Annotated in this window: 13 protein-coding genes and 1 pseudogene; 2 read left to right on the forward strand and 12 right to left on the reverse strand. The window is 61.6% G+C overall.

What is annotated here, in order from left to right; all coding sequences use genetic code 11:
* Nucleotide 1 precedes the first annotated feature (1 nt).
* Together SERRSCBI_RS22635 and pdeH are read right to left on the reverse strand one after the other, a co-directional pair.
* Nucleotides 2-2,006 (reverse strand): annotated as a pseudogene (locus SERRSCBI_RS22635) (AsmA family protein).
* 91 nt (nucleotides 2,007-2,097) lie between these two features.
* The gene (pdeH, locus tag SERRSCBI_RS22640; protein WP_042785549.1) at nucleotides 2,098-2,889 is read right to left on the reverse strand and encodes a cyclic-guanylate-specific phosphodiesterase; all 792 of its coding nucleotides are present in this window, start codon (nucleotides 2,887-2,889) and stop codon (nucleotides 2,098-2,100) included.
* A gap of 236 nt (nucleotides 2,890-3,125) precedes the next feature.
* Here pdeH and SERRSCBI_RS22645 point away from each other — a divergent pair, with 236 nt between their 5' ends.
* Nucleotides 3,126-4,061, forward strand: coding sequence for a sugar kinase (locus tag SERRSCBI_RS22645; RefSeq protein ID WP_033645373.1), 936 nt, complete (start codon nucleotides 3,126-3,128; stop codon nucleotides 4,059-4,061).
* Nucleotides 4,062-4,115: 54 nt separating this feature from the next.
* On the opposite strand, the gene ilvC is transcribed toward SERRSCBI_RS22645, so the two are convergent.
* Nucleotides 4,116-5,591, reverse strand: coding sequence for a ketol-acid reductoisomerase (gene ilvC, locus SERRSCBI_RS22650; protein WP_033636408.1), 1,476 nt, complete (start codon nucleotides 5,589-5,591; stop codon nucleotides 4,116-4,118).
* A gap of 168 nt (nucleotides 5,592-5,759) precedes the next feature.
* Here ilvC and ilvY point away from each other — a divergent pair, with 168 nt between their 5' ends.
* Complete coding sequence (ilvY, locus tag SERRSCBI_RS22655; protein ID WP_004929971.1) at nucleotides 5,760-6,650, forward strand: HTH-type transcriptional activator IlvY; 891 nt, start codon at nucleotides 5,760-5,762, stop codon at nucleotides 6,648-6,650.
* 10 nt (nucleotides 6,651-6,660) lie between these two features.
* On the opposite strand, the gene SERRSCBI_RS22660 is transcribed toward ilvY, so the two are convergent.
* From SERRSCBI_RS22660 to SERRSCBI_RS22695, 9 genes are all read right to left on the reverse strand, one after another.
* Nucleotides 6,661-7,362 (reverse strand): DUF2461 domain-containing protein, encoded by a 702-nt coding sequence (locus SERRSCBI_RS22660; protein ID WP_033652695.1) that lies wholly within the window; start codon nucleotides 7,360-7,362, stop codon nucleotides 6,661-6,663.
* Nucleotides 7,363-7,383: 21 nt separating this feature from the next.
* Nucleotides 7,384-7,917, reverse strand: coding sequence for a hypothetical protein (locus tag SERRSCBI_RS22665; RefSeq protein ID WP_046687959.1), 534 nt, complete (start codon nucleotides 7,915-7,917; stop codon nucleotides 7,384-7,386).
* A 53-nt stretch (nucleotides 7,918-7,970) separates the two neighbouring features.
* On the reverse strand, nucleotides 7,971-9,515 hold the full coding sequence (gene ilvA, locus SERRSCBI_RS22670) for a threonine ammonia-lyase, biosynthetic (protein ID WP_033652693.1): 1,545 nt from the start codon (nucleotides 9,513-9,515) through the stop codon (nucleotides 7,971-7,973).
* 5 nt (nucleotides 9,516-9,520) lie between these two features.
* Nucleotides 9,521-11,371, reverse strand: coding sequence for a dihydroxy-acid dehydratase (gene ilvD / locus SERRSCBI_RS22675; RefSeq protein ID WP_015379395.1), 1,851 nt, complete (start codon nucleotides 11,369-11,371; stop codon nucleotides 9,521-9,523).
* Nucleotides 11,372-11,478: 107 nt separating this feature from the next.
* Nucleotides 11,479-12,405 (reverse strand): branched-chain amino acid transaminase, encoded by a 927-nt coding sequence (locus SERRSCBI_RS22680; RefSeq protein WP_016930475.1) that lies wholly within the window; start codon nucleotides 12,403-12,405, stop codon nucleotides 11,479-11,481.
* A 23-nt stretch (nucleotides 12,406-12,428) separates the two neighbouring features.
* Nucleotides 12,429-12,686, reverse strand: a complete 258-nt coding sequence (gene ilvM / locus SERRSCBI_RS22685) for an acetolactate synthase 2 small subunit (protein ID WP_004929955.1) — start codon at nucleotides 12,684-12,686, stop codon at nucleotides 12,429-12,431.
* Nucleotides 12,683-14,329 carry an acetolactate synthase 2 catalytic subunit gene (gene ilvG / locus SERRSCBI_RS22690; RefSeq protein WP_042785550.1) on the reverse strand — a complete coding sequence of 549 codons (1,647 nt, stop codon included), beginning with the start codon at nucleotides 14,327-14,329 and terminating at the stop codon, nucleotides 12,683-12,685. Before ilvG ends, ilvM begins: the two co-directional genes overlap by 4 nt.
* 142 nt (nucleotides 14,330-14,471) lie before the next feature.
* Nucleotides 14,472-14,570 carry an ilv operon leader peptide gene (gene ilvL / locus SERRSCBI_RS24430; RefSeq protein ID WP_013814970.1) on the reverse strand — a complete coding sequence of 33 codons (99 nt, stop codon included), beginning with the start codon at nucleotides 14,568-14,570 and terminating at the stop codon, nucleotides 14,472-14,474.
* A gap of 133 nt (nucleotides 14,571-14,703) precedes the next feature.
* Entirely contained in the window at nucleotides 14,704-15,936 is a 1,233-nt protein-coding gene (locus tag SERRSCBI_RS22695) for an MFS transporter (RefSeq protein ID WP_033645380.1), read from the reverse strand.
* Nucleotides 15,937-16,258 lie beyond the last annotated feature (322 nt).

A 16,258-nucleotide genomic window follows, 5' to 3' on the forward strand; every position in this document is an offset into this window, starting at 1 on the left:
CTTATTTTTTGCCTTTCATCTCCCGCAGGATCTGCCCGCACTGGTTCTCCTCGCCGCCTTGGCGTCAGCACCGCCCCCAACGCCACCGCCGCCGCGCCGCGCGCGATCAGCGGCCCGGCTTTGACCCCGGCGTCCGGATGCTTGAAGGTGCCTTTCACGTACAGCGGCGATCGCAGGGTCAGCACGCGCATGCCCTTGCTTTCCGGATCGATGGACAAATCCAGCCGTTCGGTGGCGAGGTTGGTGTTGCCGGTGATGTTGATCACCGCGTTTTCGGTGTCGAACACGAACAGTCGCGGCGCGGCGACGCCGCTGCGGATGCCGACGTCCGCCGCCGCGCAGTTGATGCCCACCACGTCGTCACCGAACAGCTGCGCCACCAGATAGTTACCGACGTTCAGACCGAGGATCTCCATCAGGCTACGGCTGATCACCCCGTTATTGATCAGCAGGCGCAGATCGCCGTTGCTGGTCGCCAGCAGCTCGGCCACCGAATTGCCGCTGCCCGTCAGCCTGGCGTCGCCGTTCATCTGCCCGAGGCTGCGCTTCATCGCCTCCACGTTCGGCAACAGCTGTTTAAGCTGAAGTTTGCGTGCATGCATATCCACCTGCCCGCGCATCGGCTTTTTGCCGCCGTCGAGGCGCACGACGGCGTTCAGGCTGCCGCCCGCCATGCCGAAGCGCAGCGGATCCAGGCGCAGTTCGCCATTGTTCAGCTTCAGGTGCGTGGCCAGATCGCTCAGCGGCAAATCGCTGCCGCGTTCAATGCGCGCGGCGGCAAACTTCACGTCCGCATCCATCTTGCTCCAGCTTTGCGTATCGAACTGTTCGACCGGCAGCACCTTATCCGCAGGCTGACGGCTTTTCTCGCCGCGCCCGGCTTTGGCGGCGTTGGAGTCGGCGCCGATCAGCGGCGCCAGATCCGCCAACCTCAGCTGCCGGGCGTTCACCGCGCCGCTCAGCGTGGGCCGCGGTTTACCGGCAACGTACTTCAAGCTGCCGTGAATGTCGCTGTCGCCGATTTTTCCGTCGAATTTCTGGTACTCAAACACCGCGCCGCCCGGCTGATGCAGACGGGCGGTCAGATGGCCATCGGTCGCATACGGCGGGGTATTCGGCAACAACACGCCGGTCAGGCCATAGAGGTTGCTCAGGCTTTCACCGGAAAATTTCAGCTGTACATCCAGGCCGCCGAGGTTCAGCGGATCGGACAAGGTGCCCGCGACCACCACCCGGGTGCTGCCGGAGCGCACATCGGCCTGCAGCGGGAACGGCAAATCGGCGCTCTGCAGCGACAGCATGCCGCCAATCTTGCCGCTGCCGCTCAACGGTTCACCGTTATATTTGCCCTTCACCTGCCAGCCGAAAACGTAATCGGGGGTCGCGGCCTTGTCGCCGCCCTGTTTGCCGGTCACTTCACTGAACGGCAACGGCTTGCCGAGCGGATCGATGACGGCGCGGAAATCCGCCTTCAGCGTGGCGTCTTTAAAGGCGATCTGCCCCTTGTCGAATACGATGTCGTGAACGGTGAACGACCAGTCGGAAGGCGGCTGTTTGGGATCCTGGCCGGCGGCCAGGTCAAACGTCCAGTTGTTGTCGCCGTTGGCCAGACGTTGCAACGAAGCATTCGGCTGCTTCAGCCAGATGCGCGGGATCAGCAGCTCTTTACCCAGCAGCGCCAGCGGCGCAATGCTGGCGTCGACGCGCTGCAGCGTCACCATGCTGTCGCCGGGCATGTTTTTCGGGTTACCCAGCCACACGTCTTCGGCGTGAATATGCGGCCAGGGCACCCAGGCGCGCCAGCCGCCCTCATCCGGATTGCGCGACCAGTCGACGCCCAGATCGCCGCGAATGGCGAACGGTCGCCGCAGTTCGGCCGACACTTTGTCGTTGATGGTGGGCTTGAGTCGATTCCAGTCGAAGGTAGCAATGAAGATCGCCAGCGCGACGATCAGCAGCAGCACAATGCCGCCCAGCCAGCTGAAAACCTTTCCTGTTCTTGTCATAGCGGCTCCCTCAGCGCATAAATCGGGCTGCCGAATGAAAGGAAAAGGAGTTAGCAGCCCCGTTTAAGCCTAGCTGAGGATAGGCCGGAGTTCACGCCGGCGCGCCGGGCGCGGCGAACAGCGTCGGCACGCTGTGCAGAGTTTCAAAGCACGCCGGGCGGGAAAGGTAGTAGCCCTGAGCGGCCAACGCGCCGGAACGCTGCACCAGCCGCCACTCTTGTTCGGTTTCCACGCCCTCGACGATCACCCCGTCGCTGTGCTGGTTCATCATCTTGATCAGGGTGCCGAGCAGCTGGACGCCCTCTTCCGACTGTTTGAGCAAGGTAAACAATTCGCGCGCCACCTTGATGTATTGATAACGCCAGGCGCCGACGGCGGAGAAGTTGGCTAGCCCGCTGCCGAAATCGTCCAGCCACAGCCGCTCGCCGCCGACGATCTGCTGCAGCGGGCGGTTTGACGCCGTTTCGGCGTGCTCCACCAGCTCGAAGCGCAGATAGGGCATCTCGGCGATCTGCCGTTGCAACGCGCTATGGCGCTGCAACGCTTGCAGCGCGATGCCGTCGATATTGACCGACACCATCACCGCGTGACGAATGAACAATGCCTGCCAGCGCTGCAACAGCGCCAGCTGTTCCTGGATCACCTGCAAACGCTGGGCGACGCCGAGCGAGGAAAAATAATGCTCCGGGGATTGCCGCTTGTCCGGCTCATTCGGGTGATACACCGCCGTCAGCAGTTCCACCGCCAGCAGCGCGCCGCTGGTGCGATAAATCGGCTGGAAGGTATACAAGCGCCGGCATTGCCGCCAGTAGCGCCGCGATTTGGCGCAGGCATAGAGGGCAAAACAAGGCGCCAGCAGACCAGAGATCAGATTGGTTATCATCGGTACTATCGCCGTGGCGGGGAAATGAGAGCGCTGCCGCTGTTTCTTTACCCAGCTTATCGGCAACGCGGCGTAAAACTTTAAGCCGAATTGCCGCCCGTTTCTCCTCCGTCCTGCCCGCGTTCGCCGATCGCGATCATAAAAAATTAAAACGCCGTTTTAATTTATTGACTCTCTGACCGCCTTGCGTGGAGACTGGCGGCTATTGCTTCTTCTTTAGCCAGGGCTTATTGACGATGACTATCCGAAATCTCGCCGTGATCGGCGAATGCATGATCGAGCTGTCGCAGCAGGGCGCACAGCTGACGCGCGGCTTTGGCGGCGATACCCTCAACACCGCCGTCTACCTCGCCCGCCAAATGCCGGAACAGACGCTACGGGTGCATTATGTCACCGCACTCGGCACCGACAGTTTCAGCGGCGACATGCTGCAGGCCTGGCGGCAGGAGAAGATCGAGACCGGGTTGATTCAGCAATTCGACAACAAGCTGCCGGGCCTGTACCTCATCGAAACCGACGCCGCCGGCGAACGTACTTTCTACTACTGGCGCAATGACGCCGCCGCCCGGTATTGGCTTGCGGGACCGCAGGCCGACGCACTGTGCGAACGGCTGGCGCAGTTCGATTACTTGTACCTCAGCGGCATTAGCCTGGCGATCCTCGCGCCTGCCGATCGCATGAAACTGCTGGCGCTGCTGCGCCGCTGTCGCGCCAACGGCGGCAAGGTGATCTTCGACAACAATTACCGCCCGCGCCTGTGGCAAAGCCGTGAGGAAACGCAGCAGGCCTACCGCGAGGTGCTGGCCTGTACCGACATCGCTTTTCTGACGCTGGATGACGAAGAGTTGCTGTGGGGAGCGCAGCCTATCGAACAGGCGGTAGCTCGCACACAGGCGCTCGGCGTCGGCGAGATCGTCATCAAACGCGGCGCGCACGCCTGTCTGGTGTTCAGTATGGCAGGGGAGAAGCTTGAGGTGCCGGCGATCGCGCTGCCGCCAGAGCGTGTCGTCGACACCACCGCAGCGGGCGATTCTTTCAGCGCCGGTTACCTGGCGGCCCGCCTGAACGGCGGCAGCGCCCAACGGGCGGCGCAGCGCGGCCATCTGCTGGCCGCTACGGTGATCCAGCATCGCGGCGCCATCATTCCCGCCGCAATGATGCCGGAGGCATAAAAAAAGCCGGCATCGCTGCCGGCTCTTTCTCTTTGTGCTTTGCCTTGCGGAAAATCAGCCCGCGACGGCGATGCGTTTCATATCGGTCATGTAGCCGCGCAGTTTACGGCCGACGGTTTCGATAGGGTGGCTGCGCACCGCTTCGTTCACGTCGCGCAGCTGCGCATTGTCCACCGCCGTACCCGCCACAGCTTTGCCCAAATCGCCCGCCTGCAGGGTGGTCATAAAGTCCTTCAGCAGCGGCACCGCCGCGTTGGCGAACAGGTAGTTGCCGTACTCTGCGGTATCGGAGATGACCACGTTCATTTCATACAGACGCTTACGCGCAATGGTGTTGGCGATCAGCGGCAGCTCGTGCAGCGACTCGTAGTAAGCCGACTCTTCGATGATGCCGGCATCGACCATGGTTTCGAACGCCAGCTCTACGCCCGCTTTCACCATCGCCACCATCAGCACGCCGTGATCGAAGTACTCTTGCTCGCTGATTTTGCCTTCAAACTGCGGTGCATTCTCGAATGCGGTTTTGCCGGTCTCTTCGCGCCAGGTCAGCAGTTTCACGTCGTCTTCCGCCCAGTCGGCCATCATGCCGCTGGAGAACGCGCCGGAGATGATGTCGTCCATGTGCTTCTGGAACAGCGGCGCCATGATGGTTTTCAGCTGTTCGGACAGCGCATAGGCGCGCAGCTTGGCCGGGTTGGACAGGCGATCCATCATCAGGGTGATGCCGCCCTGCTTCAGCGCTTCGGTGATGGTTTCCCAGCCGAACTGAATCAGTTTCTCGGCGTAAGCCGGATCGGTGCCCTCAGCAACCAGCTTGTCGAAGCACAGCAGCGAACCCGCCTGCAGCATGCCGCACAGAATGGTCTGCTCGCCCATCAAATCGGATTTCACTTCGGCGACGAAGGAAGACTCCAGCACGCCGGCGCGGTGGCCGCCGGTCGCCGCCGCCCAAGCCTTGGCGATCGCCATGCCTTCGCCTTTCGGATCGTTTTCCGGGTGAACCGCAATCAGGGTCGGCACGCCGAAGCCGCGCTTGTACTCTTCACGCACTTCGGTGCCCGGGCATTTCGGCGCAACCATCACCACGGTGATGTCTTTACGCACCTGCTCACCCACCTCAACGATGTTGAAGCCGTGGGAGTAACCCAGCGCCGCGCCGTCTTTCATCAGCGGCTGCACCGCGCGCACCACGGAAGAGTGCTGCTTGTCCGGCGTCAGGTTGACTACCAGATCCGCCTGCGGGATCAGGTCTTCGTAGGTGCCGACCTTGAAGCCGTTTTCGGTCGCCTTGCGCCAGGAAGCGCGCTTCTCGTCGATCGCTTCTTTGCGCAGGGCATAGGCGACATCCAGACCGGAATCGCGCATGTTCAGACCCTGGTTCAGCCCCTGGGCGCCACAGCCGACAATCACCACTTTTTTACCTTTCAGGTAGCCGGCTTCGTCAGCAAATTCGTCGCGCGCCATAAAGCGGCATTTACCCAATTGCGCCAACTGCTGACGCAGGTTCAATGTGTTGAAATAGTTAGCCATGGTGGTACTCCGGTTTGATGTTGTCTTGCATTGTTATTTTCATTCCCCGCCCTGTCTGTGCGGAGATTCGTTAAACTCAATGTATAACAGGAAATGCGTTGCTTAAATTGATATATTGAGAACGTGACATTGCAATTTTTGCAACACTCTCACTGCGAGCGTATCGATATGGATTTACGTGATTTAAAGCTGTTCCTGCATCTGGCCGAAAGCCATCACTTCGGGCGTACCGCCAAGGCGATGCACGTCAGCCCGTCGACGCTCTCCCGCCAGATCCAGCGGCTGGAAGAGATCCTCGGGCAGCCGCTGTTCCTGCGCGATAACCGCACCGTGCAGCTCACCGACGCCGGCGAACAGCTGAAAGAATTCGCCCAGCAAACGCTGCTGCAATATCAGCAGCTCAAGCACTCGCTCGGCCAGCACGGCCCTTCGCTGAGCGGCGAACTGCGGCTGTTCTGCTCGGTGACCGCCGCGTACAGCCACCTGCCGCCGATCCTCGACCGCTTCCGCGCGCAGCACCCACTGGTAGAGATCAAGCTGACCACCGGCGACGCCGCCGACGCGGTCGACAAGGTGCAGTCTAACGAGGCCGATCTCGGCATCGCCGGCCGGCCGGAAACGCTGCCCGCCAGCGTGGCGTTCACCAAAATCGGCGAAATTCCGCTGGTGCTGATCGCGCCGGCGCTGCCCTGCGCGGTGCGCAGCCAGGCGTTCGCCGACAAGCCCGACTGGGCCGAGATCCCCTTCATCTTGCCGGAGCACGGCCCTTCGCGAAAACGCATCGAACTGTGGTTCCGCCGTCACCGCATCAGCAATCCGCTGATTTACGCCACCGTCGGCGGCCACGAAGCCATCGTGTCGATGGTGGCCCTGGGCTGCGGCATCGCGCTGATCCCGAGCGTGGTGGTGGACAACAGCCCGGAACCGGTGCGCAACCGCATCTCGCAGCTGGATAACATCTCGATGGTCGAACCGTTCGAGTTGGGGGTCTGCGTCCAGAAAAAACGCCTCAGCGATCCGCTGATCGACGCCTTTTGGCGATTGCTGCATCCCCGCTGACGCGGGGTTTTTACAGGTCGGCCGGATCGACCTGCTTCATCGCCTCCACCTGCATCAGCCAGTGATAGAGCGGCTCAAGCTGCAAAAATGCCCCGGCCAGCAGCGGCGCCAGATCGGCGTTGAACAGCTTTTCCACCGCGCTGTCGCTGACCATCACCGCGAACGATTTGCGGTTGTACCAGGTTGCGATCTCCGCCGCCTGCTCCTTGACCAGCGGACGCTTGTAGCTCTCGCCCACCAGCTCGAACGGCGGCCGGCAACAGGCGGCCACCTCCAGGAAAGGCTGCGGCCGCTGTTTCAGCGTATGGCGGAACAGATCCATGGTCGGCTTGTTGGCGCTGTAGTAACCGAGCCCATAGCGCAGCATGTCCGGCCCCAGTTCGAAAAAGTAGACCGGCGCATCTTTCCAGTCTTTGCTCGGGCGCTTGAACGTCAGCCACATGCGGCTGCGGTAGCGCGACTTGTCGTGAGAAAACCGTGTATCGCGATGAATGCGCGACAGCGTTTTGCCGATCGCCGGGCGAGTCTCGAACTGCGGATCGATCGCCAGCATGCTGGGAGCAAGCTGCTCCACCAGCGCGCGAAACGGCGCCAGCAGCTCGCGATCGTAGATGTCGCGGTTGCCGTCGAACCACGCCTTATCGTTCTCGATCCGCACCTGCTGCAGGAAATTCAGGCCCTGCTGGCTAAAGCCGGAGAAAGGTTGCGTCATAAGTTTTTCCGTTCTGACGGTTTATCGGGTATTGCGCAGATCTTCCCTCTGCCAACGGCGTTTGATAAACACGCGCCGACGCGTGCGGAAATAGGCGACATACAGGTAGAACGCCGCCCGGTTGCTGAACAGCGCCCCGCCAACCGCGCCCCCCAGCAGCAGGGCGCCGGTGGCGATGCCGGTCATGCCCGCCGCCCACGCCGCCGCGCCGCCGAGGCAACACAGACCGAGCATGCCAAGGTAATATTGCAGCAATACCACCCCACTGTTTTTACCCTGCACCAGTTGGAACAGGATCAGCGTCATCCACACCGCCACGATCGCGCCGCTGCCCATCAACACGGCGGCGGAGGTCTTGCCGCTCCAGGCGGCCGCCACATCCGTGACCAGACCCATCACGCCCGCCAGGCCCAGCATCAGGCACACCATCAGCAGCATGACGTTGCCGACGCCCGGTGGTGACAGCCGCTGGCCCGGCGTCAGGAAATGCTGCTCGAGCTGCGCATCCACGCCGGCGAAAAGCGCACGATCGCGCGCCGCGATTTGGCTTTCCATCTCCTGGCCTTCTGCCGCTAAACGGGACAACCGGTCGGATAAACCCACCGGACTCACCCCTGCAAAAAGAAGCGGAACGCCGGGTTGTCGGTTTCGTCGTGGCAATCGTAGCCCAGCGCCTGCAGGTGCCGCTCGAATTCCGGCTCGCTTTGCGCCAGCTCGAAGGCCGCCAGCACCCGGCCGAAGTCGGTGCCGTGGCTGCGATAGTGGAACAGCGAGATGTTCCAGTGCGTGCCCAGCGTCTGCAGGAACTTCAGCAGCGCGCCCGGCGACTCCGGAAACTCAAAGCTGTACAGCCGTTCGCGCAGCGGCTTCGACGGACGCCCGCCCACCATGTAGCGCACGTGCAGTTTAGCCATCTCGTCGTCCGACAGATCCACCACCTGATAACCGTCGGCGTTGAGTTCGTCGATGATCTCCCGCCGTTCGGCGTGGCCGCGCGTCAGCCGCACGCCGACGAAAATGCAGGCGCTGTCGGCATCGGCGTAGCGATAGTTGAATTCGGTCACCGAGCGCCCGCCCAGCAGTTGGCAGAACTTGAGGAAGCTGCCCTGCTGTTCCGGAATGGTCACCGCCAGCAGCGCTTCGCGCTGTTCGCCCAGTTCGCAACGCTCGGAAACATAGCGCAGCCCGTGGAAGTTGAGATTGGCGCCGGACAGCACGTGCGCCAGCCGCTCACCCTGAATGTTGTGCTGCTGGACGTACTTTTTCAGCCCCGCCAAAGCCAGCGCGCCGGAAGGTTCGGCAATGGCGCGCACGTCCTCGAACAGATCTTTGACCGCCGCGCAGATGGCGTCGCTGTCCACGGTGATCACGTCGTCCAGATACTCACGGCACAGGCGGAAGGTTTCGTCGCCGATGCGCTTCACCGCCACGCCTTCGGCGAACAGCCCGACGCGCGCCAGATCCACCGGATGGCCGGCATCCAGCGCCGCGCGCAGGCAGGCGGAGTCTTCCGCTTCGACGCCGATCACTTTGATCTGCGGCATCAGCTGTTTGATCAGCACCGCCACCCCGGCGGCCAGGCCGCCGCCGCCGACCGGCACGAAAACCCGATCCAGATGCGCGTCTTGCTGCAGCAGCTCCATCGCCAGCGTGCCCTGCCCGGCGATCACCGTCGGGTGATCGAACGGCGGCACAAAGGTCATGCCCTGCTGTTGGGAAAGCTCGATCGCCTTCGCTTTGGCCTCGTCGAAATTGGCGCCGTGCAGCAACACTTCACCGCCGAAGCCGCGCACCGCATCCACCTTGATGTCCGCGGTGGACACCGGCATCACGATCAGCGTTTTGATCCCCAGCCGTTTACCGGAGAAGGCGACGCCCTGCGCGTGGTTGCCGGCCGAAGCCGTCACGACGCCGCGCGCCTTCTGCTCTTCGTCCAGCCCGGCGATCATCGCATAGGCCCCGCGCAGCTTGAAGCTGTGCACCGGCTGGCGATCTTCGCGCTTCACCAAAATGGTGTTGCCGAGGCGCGAAGAGATTTTGCTCATGGCCTGCAACGGGGTGACTTGCGCCACCTCGTAAACCGGCGAGCGCAGTACCGCTCGCAGATATTCCGCGCCGCAGGGGGCGCTGGGTAGGGGTTGAGAGACCGCCATGCTGCTTATCCCCCCAGTTTGCTCTTGTCGCGCACCGCGCCTTTGTCGGCGCTGGTGGCCAACGAGGCGTAGGCGCGCAGCGCGAAGGACACCTGACGTTCACGATTTTTCGGCGTCCAGGCCGCGTCGCCGCGCGCCAGTTCCGCCTCATGCCGCGCCGCCAACTCCTGCTCGCTGACATCCAGCTGGATGCCGCGATGAGGAATGTCGATCGCGATCATGTCGCCGTCCTGCACCAGGGCGATCAGGCCGCCGTTAGCCGCTTCCGGCGAAGCGTGGCCGATGGACAACCCGGAGGTGCCGCCGGAGAAACGCCCGTCGGTGATCAGCGCGCACGCCTTGCCCAGCCCCATCGATTTCAGGTAGGTGGTTGGGTAAAGCATTTCCTGCATGCCCGGCCCGCCTTTCGGCCCTTCGTAGCGAATCACCACTACGTCGCCCGCTACCACTTTGCCGCCGAGGATCGCTTCTACCGCGTCGTCCTGGCTTTCATACACTTTGGCCGGGCCGCGGAAGGTGAGGATTTCCTTGTCGACGCCGGCGGTTTTGACGATGCAGCCGTTTTCCGCCAGGTTGCCGTACAGCACCGCCAACCCGCCGTCCTGACTGTAAGCGTGCTCACGGGTGCGGATGCAGCCTTCCTTGCGGTCGGTGTCCAGCGAATCCCAACGGCAATCCTGGGAGAATGCCTGCGTGGTGCGGATACCGGCCGGCCCGGCGGAGTACATTTTCTTGACGCTTTCGTCGCGGGTCAGCATCACGTCGTAGGCTTCCAGCGTCTGCGGCAGGGTCAGCCCCAATACGTTGTTCACCTCGCGGTTCAGCAAGCCGGCGCGATCCAACTCGCCGAGGATGCCGATCACGCCGCCGGCGCGGTGCACGTCTTCCATGTGATATTTCTGCGTGCTCGGCGCCACCTTGCACAGGTGCGGCACTTTGCGCGACAGGCGATCGATGTCTTCCATGGTGAAGTCCACCTCGCCTTCCTGCGCAGAAGCCAACAGGTGCAGCACGGTGTTGGTCGAACCGCCCATGGCGATATCCAGCGTCATGGCGTTTTCGAACGCCGCCTTGTTGGCGATATTGCGCGGCAGCGCGCTTTCGTCATCCTGCTCGTAATAACGTTTGGTCAGCTCGACGATGCGCTTGCCGGCGTTGAGGAACAGTTCCTTGCGATCGGCGTGGGTGGCCAGCAGCGAACCGTTGCCCGGCTGCGACAGGCCCAGCGCTTCGGTCAGGCAGTTCATCGAGTTGGCGGTGAACATGCCGGAGCAGGAACCGCAGGTCGGGCAGGCGGAACGCTCGATCTGCTCGCTGTCGGCGTCGCTGACGTTCGGGTTCGCGCCCTGGATCATCGCGTCCACCAGATCCAGCTTGATGATCTGGTTGGAGAGTTTGGTTTTGCCGGCTTCCATCGGGCCGCCGGAAACGAAAATCACCGGGATGTTCAGGCGCAACGCTGCCATCAGCATGCCCGGGGTGATTTTGTCGCAGTTGGAGATGCACACCATCGCGTCGGCGCAGTGGGCGTTCACCATGTATTCGACCGAGTCGGCGATCAGCTCGCGCGACGGCAGGGAATAGAGCATGCCGCCGTGGCCCATGGCGATGCCGTCATCCACCGCGATGGTGTTGAACTCTTTGGCCACGCCGCCTGAAGCTTCGATCTGTTCGGCGACCAGTTTGCCCAGATCGCGCAGATGCACGTGACCCGGCACGAACTGGGTAAAGGAGTTGACCACGGCGATGATCGGCTTGCCGAAATCGGCGTCGGTCATCCCGGTCGCGCGCCACAATGCGCGGGCACCCGCCATATTGCGGCCGTGGGTGGTGGTGGCGGAACGGTACTTAGGCATGCTCTTTTCACTCCAAATGTATTTATGGCAGGCGGCGAACGAACCGCCTGGATATTTCTTATCTTGTCTGTCTTGTCGTCCGCCACGCTGCGCGGCGAGCCTTGTCGTTACGGGTTTACCGGATCCAGCCACCCGTATTTGTCTTCGGTCTTGCCGCTGAACAGGCCGAAGAACGCCTGTTGGATCTGTTTGGTCACCGGGCCGCATTTGCCGATGCCGACCTGAATGCCGTCCACGCTGCGCACCGGCGTGATTTCCGCCGCGGTGCCGGACATGAACACTTCGTCGGCCAGGTACAGCGATTCGCGCGACAGCACCTGCTCGCGCACCTCGAAGCCCATGTCTTTCGCCAGCTTAATGATCGCGTCGCGGGTGATGCCCGGCAGCGCCGACGAGGTGAACGGCGGGGTATAGAGCACGCCGTCTTTCACTTCAAACAGGTTCTCGCCCGCCCCTTCGGAAATGTAGCCGTGCACGTCGAGCGCGATGCCTTCCTGATAGCCGTGGCGGCGCGCTTCGCTGCCCACCAGCAGGGAGGAAAGATAGTTGCCGCCGGCCTTGGCCGCAGTGGGGATCGTGTTTGGTGCGACGCGGTGCCAGGAGGAGACCATCGCATCGATGCCTTGATCCAGCGCTTCTTCACCCAAATAAGCGCCCCAAGGAAACGCCGCGATAATCACGTCCGTTTTATAACCGGCCGGCGGGTTGACGCCCATGCCGACATCGCCGACGAACACCAGCGGACGAATGTACGCGCTGACCAGGTTGTTCTTGCGCAGCGTAGCGCGGCAGGCTTCCATCAGCTCGTCGACGCTTTGCGACACCGGCATGCGGTAGATTTTCGCCGAATCGTGCAGGCGCTGCATATGCTCGCGATGACGGAATACCACCGGCCCCAAGTGCGAGTCATAGCAGCGTACGCCTTCAAACACCGACGTGCCGTAATGCAACGCGTGCGACATCACGTGCACTTTGGCCTCGGCCCAAGGAACCATCTCACCATTGAACCAAATGTAATCGGCTTTCTTTGTCATTGTTATTTATCCTTCTCGGCGCCTCAGGCGCGTATTTGTTGTGATGTTGGCTGCTGGATCTCGACGCAGGAGACGTCCATCAGTTTGCTTAATTGAGATGACAACAGGGCGACCGGACGCGGGCTGGCAACGGTCAATTCGATATTGATGCTGTCGGCGTTGGCCGGGGAAACCATATTCATAGCACAAACCTGAAAGCCGCGATGACGCACGACCCGCAATACGCGCTCTAACATTTCGGGGCGAAAACGCGCCTGGATCGAGAGTTGATGCTGCATCATGATATTTCCTCCAACATGGTTTCGTTGCCGGCGCCCGGCGGCACCAGCGGCCAGACGTTTTCGAGTTCGTCGATAGAGACCTGCAGCAGATAAGGGCCTTCGGTGTTGAACAGCGCCTCGAGCGCGCCCTCCACCTGATCCTTGCGGCTGATGCGCTGGCCGGGAATGCCGAAGGCGGCGGCCAGCATCAGGAAGTCGGGGTTATCGGACAGGTTGGTTTCGCTGTAGCGGCCGTCGAAGAACAGCTGCTGCCATTGGCGCACCATTCCGAGGCGCTGGTTGTCCAGCAGCACGATCTTCAGCGGCAGCTGTTTGCGCTTAATGGTGCCCAGTTCTTGCACGTTCATCATGAAGGAGCCATCGCCCGAGACGCAGATCACCGTATCTTGCGGACGCGCGATCTGGGCCCCGACCGCCGCCGGCACGCCGAACCCCATGGTGCCGAGGCCGCTGGAGGTGATGAAATTCTCCGGGCGCTCGAACGTCATGTGCTGCGCGCTCCACATCTGGTGCTGGCCGACGTCGGTGGTCACCACGCTGTTGGCCGGCTTGCGGGCGGACAGCTGGCGCAAGAACAGCGGCGCGTAAATCGGCTGGCCGGGATGATCGTAGCGGCAGGCGTGATCGGCTTTCAGCGCCGTCACCCGTTGCCGCCAAGCGGCGATGTTCAGCGGGCGCTGCAACGCCGGCAGCAACGCTTTCAGATCGCCCTGCAGGGCGACATGCGCCTGGCGCAGCTTGCTCATCTCCGCCGGGTCGATGTCCATGTGGATCACTTTGGCGTGCGGCGCGAAGGCATTCAGCTTGCCGGTCACGCGGTCATCGAAACGCGCGCCGACGGCGATCAGCAGATCGCACTCCTGCACCGCCAGGTTAGCGGCCTTGGTGCCGTGCATGCCCAGCATGCCGAGGTACAGCGGATCTTGCGCATCCGGCGCGCCCAGCCCCTTCAGGGTGGCGACGTTCGGCATGCGGGTCACGGCGATGAACTCGCGCAGCGCCGGCACCGCCTGCGCCATGCCCACGCCGCCGCCGACGTACAGCATCGGTTTATGCGCCTGCGCCAGCAGCTCAGCCGCCTCGGCCAACGCCGCCGTCGGTAATGCCGGCGCTTCATCGACCGGCATCAAATGCGGATGCAGGTCGCCTTGCGCCAGCTGGATGTCTTTCGGGATATCGATCAGCACCGGGCCAGGGCGGCCGCCGGCGGCGATGGCGAAAGCTTCCACCATGATGCCCGGCAAGGCATCCAGCGATTCCACCAGGAAGCTGTGCTTGGTGCAGGCCAGAGACAGGCCGAGAACATCGATCTCCTGAAAGGCATCGGTGCCGATCAGCACGGACCCCACCTGACCGGTGATGGCGACAACGGGAACGGAATCGAGCAGCGCATCCGCCAGCCCGGTGATCAGGTTGGTGGCGCCGGGACCGGAAGTGGCGATACAGACACCGACTTTGCCGGTGGCGCGGGCGTAACCGATGGCGGCCATGGCGGCGCCCTGTTCATGGCGGCACAGCAGGTGTTCCACGCCGCCGTCGTACAGCGCATCGTACACCGGCATGATTGCCCCGCCCGGATAGCCGAATACGGTATCCACACCCTGCGCACGCAACGCTTGAACTACCCACTGAGCGCCATTCATAGTTATTTCCCCGCCTTACTTCGACAACCGCAGGATTTTGTTCTGTTTTTCATGCTCTGCCCCTTGCTCCACTTTTCTCTTGCCAATAAAAAACCCCCGGACCTAACGGTGCGGGGGTTCTCTTGCGATTCCGGCTTGTTTGCTAAGCCTTTCTTCGTCCAAGTGCAGCCCCGCACGGTGGGATAATAATCACCACCACGCTAATCACGACTAGGCTAATCACTTGGGCAAAGGCTTTCATAATGGGTTTGTTCACTGTGCTCATTCAGAACTAATGCTTACAGAGGTACCACAGCCGCGCGCGACATGACAACACTTTTTTTGCGTTATTATTCGGCGCAATCTGGTCATACCTCACGCGAATCGCCCGGATTTCACACGTTGGCGCGCATACCTGGATTTTTCACCGCGCCGGTGATGGCCTTGCCGCGTGTATCCTTGCCGAAGAACACCAACAGAGCGATCGCCACCGCCACCGTCCCGGCAACCATGGCCATCGCCAGGCCGTAATTATGCCCATGATGCTCGGCGAGGGTGGCTTGCAGCGTGGCGTTGACCGAAGCGATCAGGTTGCCCAGCTGATACACGAACCCCGGCAGCACCGCGCGGGTGTTGGCCGGTACCAGCTCGGTCAGGTAGGTCGGCACCACGCCCCAGGCGCCCTGCACCATGAATTGCATCAGGAAAGCGCCGATCCCGAGCATCAGCGAACCGCTGGAAAATGCCCACAGCGGGATCACCGGTAACGCCAACAATGCGGCGATGATAATCGCTTTTTTTCGGCCGATTTTTTCCGATAACGAACCGAAGAAAACGCCGCCGATAATTGACGCGATATTGTAGCTAATGGCGATGATACTGACGGTTTTCGGATCGAAACCGTGCTGAACTTTCAGAAATACCGGATACAGATCCTGCGTGCCGTGAGAGAAGAAATTGAACGCCGCCATCAGCAGCACCAGATAGCAGCACAGCTTCCAGTGGCTCTTCAACACCGGCAGCAAGGCGCTGCTTTCTTTACGTTCACGCGCCGCCAGCCACACCGGCGACTCCTGCACGCAATAATAAATAAACGGCAGCAGCAGGATCGGCGCCGCGCCGATGACGAACATGCCGCGCCAGCCGACCGTTTCGAACAGCAGGCCGTACACCACCGCCGCCAGCAGATAACCGAACGGATAGCCGGCCTGGAAAATGCCCGACATCAAGCCGCGCGAGCGGTCCGGTATGGTTTCCATCGCCAATGATGACGCCACGCCCCAGATACCGCCCATCGCAACGCCGTACAACACTCGTAACAGCAAGAAGACCGTCAGCGAGGGCGCGGCGGCGGAGAGCAGCTCAAACACCGAGAAGAAGACGATATTCAGCATCAGGATCGGTTTGCGGCCATATTTTTCCGCAGCGCGCCCGAAGATCAGCGCGCCGATCGGCCGCACCGCCAGCGTGAGCAGAATCGCCAACGTGACCTGTTCCAGGCCGACGTGAAAGGATTGTGCGATGTCGCTGAGTAAGAATACCAGCACGAAAAAATCGAAAGCGTCGAGCGTCCAGCTTGAAAAACTGGCGATTGCCGCATTGCGTTGCAGCGGGGTCCAACCAAACATAGTGTTATCCCTACCGTAGAGTACGAAGTCAGGAGATTTAGCGGCTGCCGTGCAGACTGCGGCGGCGGTCGGAGTGTGTTAAAGAAGTGATTTTTCTTTTAATCAATTGTTAAATACACCCATCAAGCCTATGGCTGCAATGCGTACAGGCCGCTAATGTGTTGCAGGCTTCAGCGAATTGTTAATGGGTATTGCCATAGGCTGCGAGGCGGTTCGCACAATTTCGTTCAATTCGATGAAAATCAGTGATTATGCTGCGAGTTTCATGGAAAAAATGCCAAGAACGCCGCGCGGCACCTGGATAAATCGCGCATCATGCCGC

Source organism: Serratia sp. SCBI (genome assembly GCF_000747565.1).
Lineage (GTDB): Bacteria > Pseudomonadota > Gammaproteobacteria > Enterobacterales > Enterobacteriaceae > Serratia > Serratia ureilytica.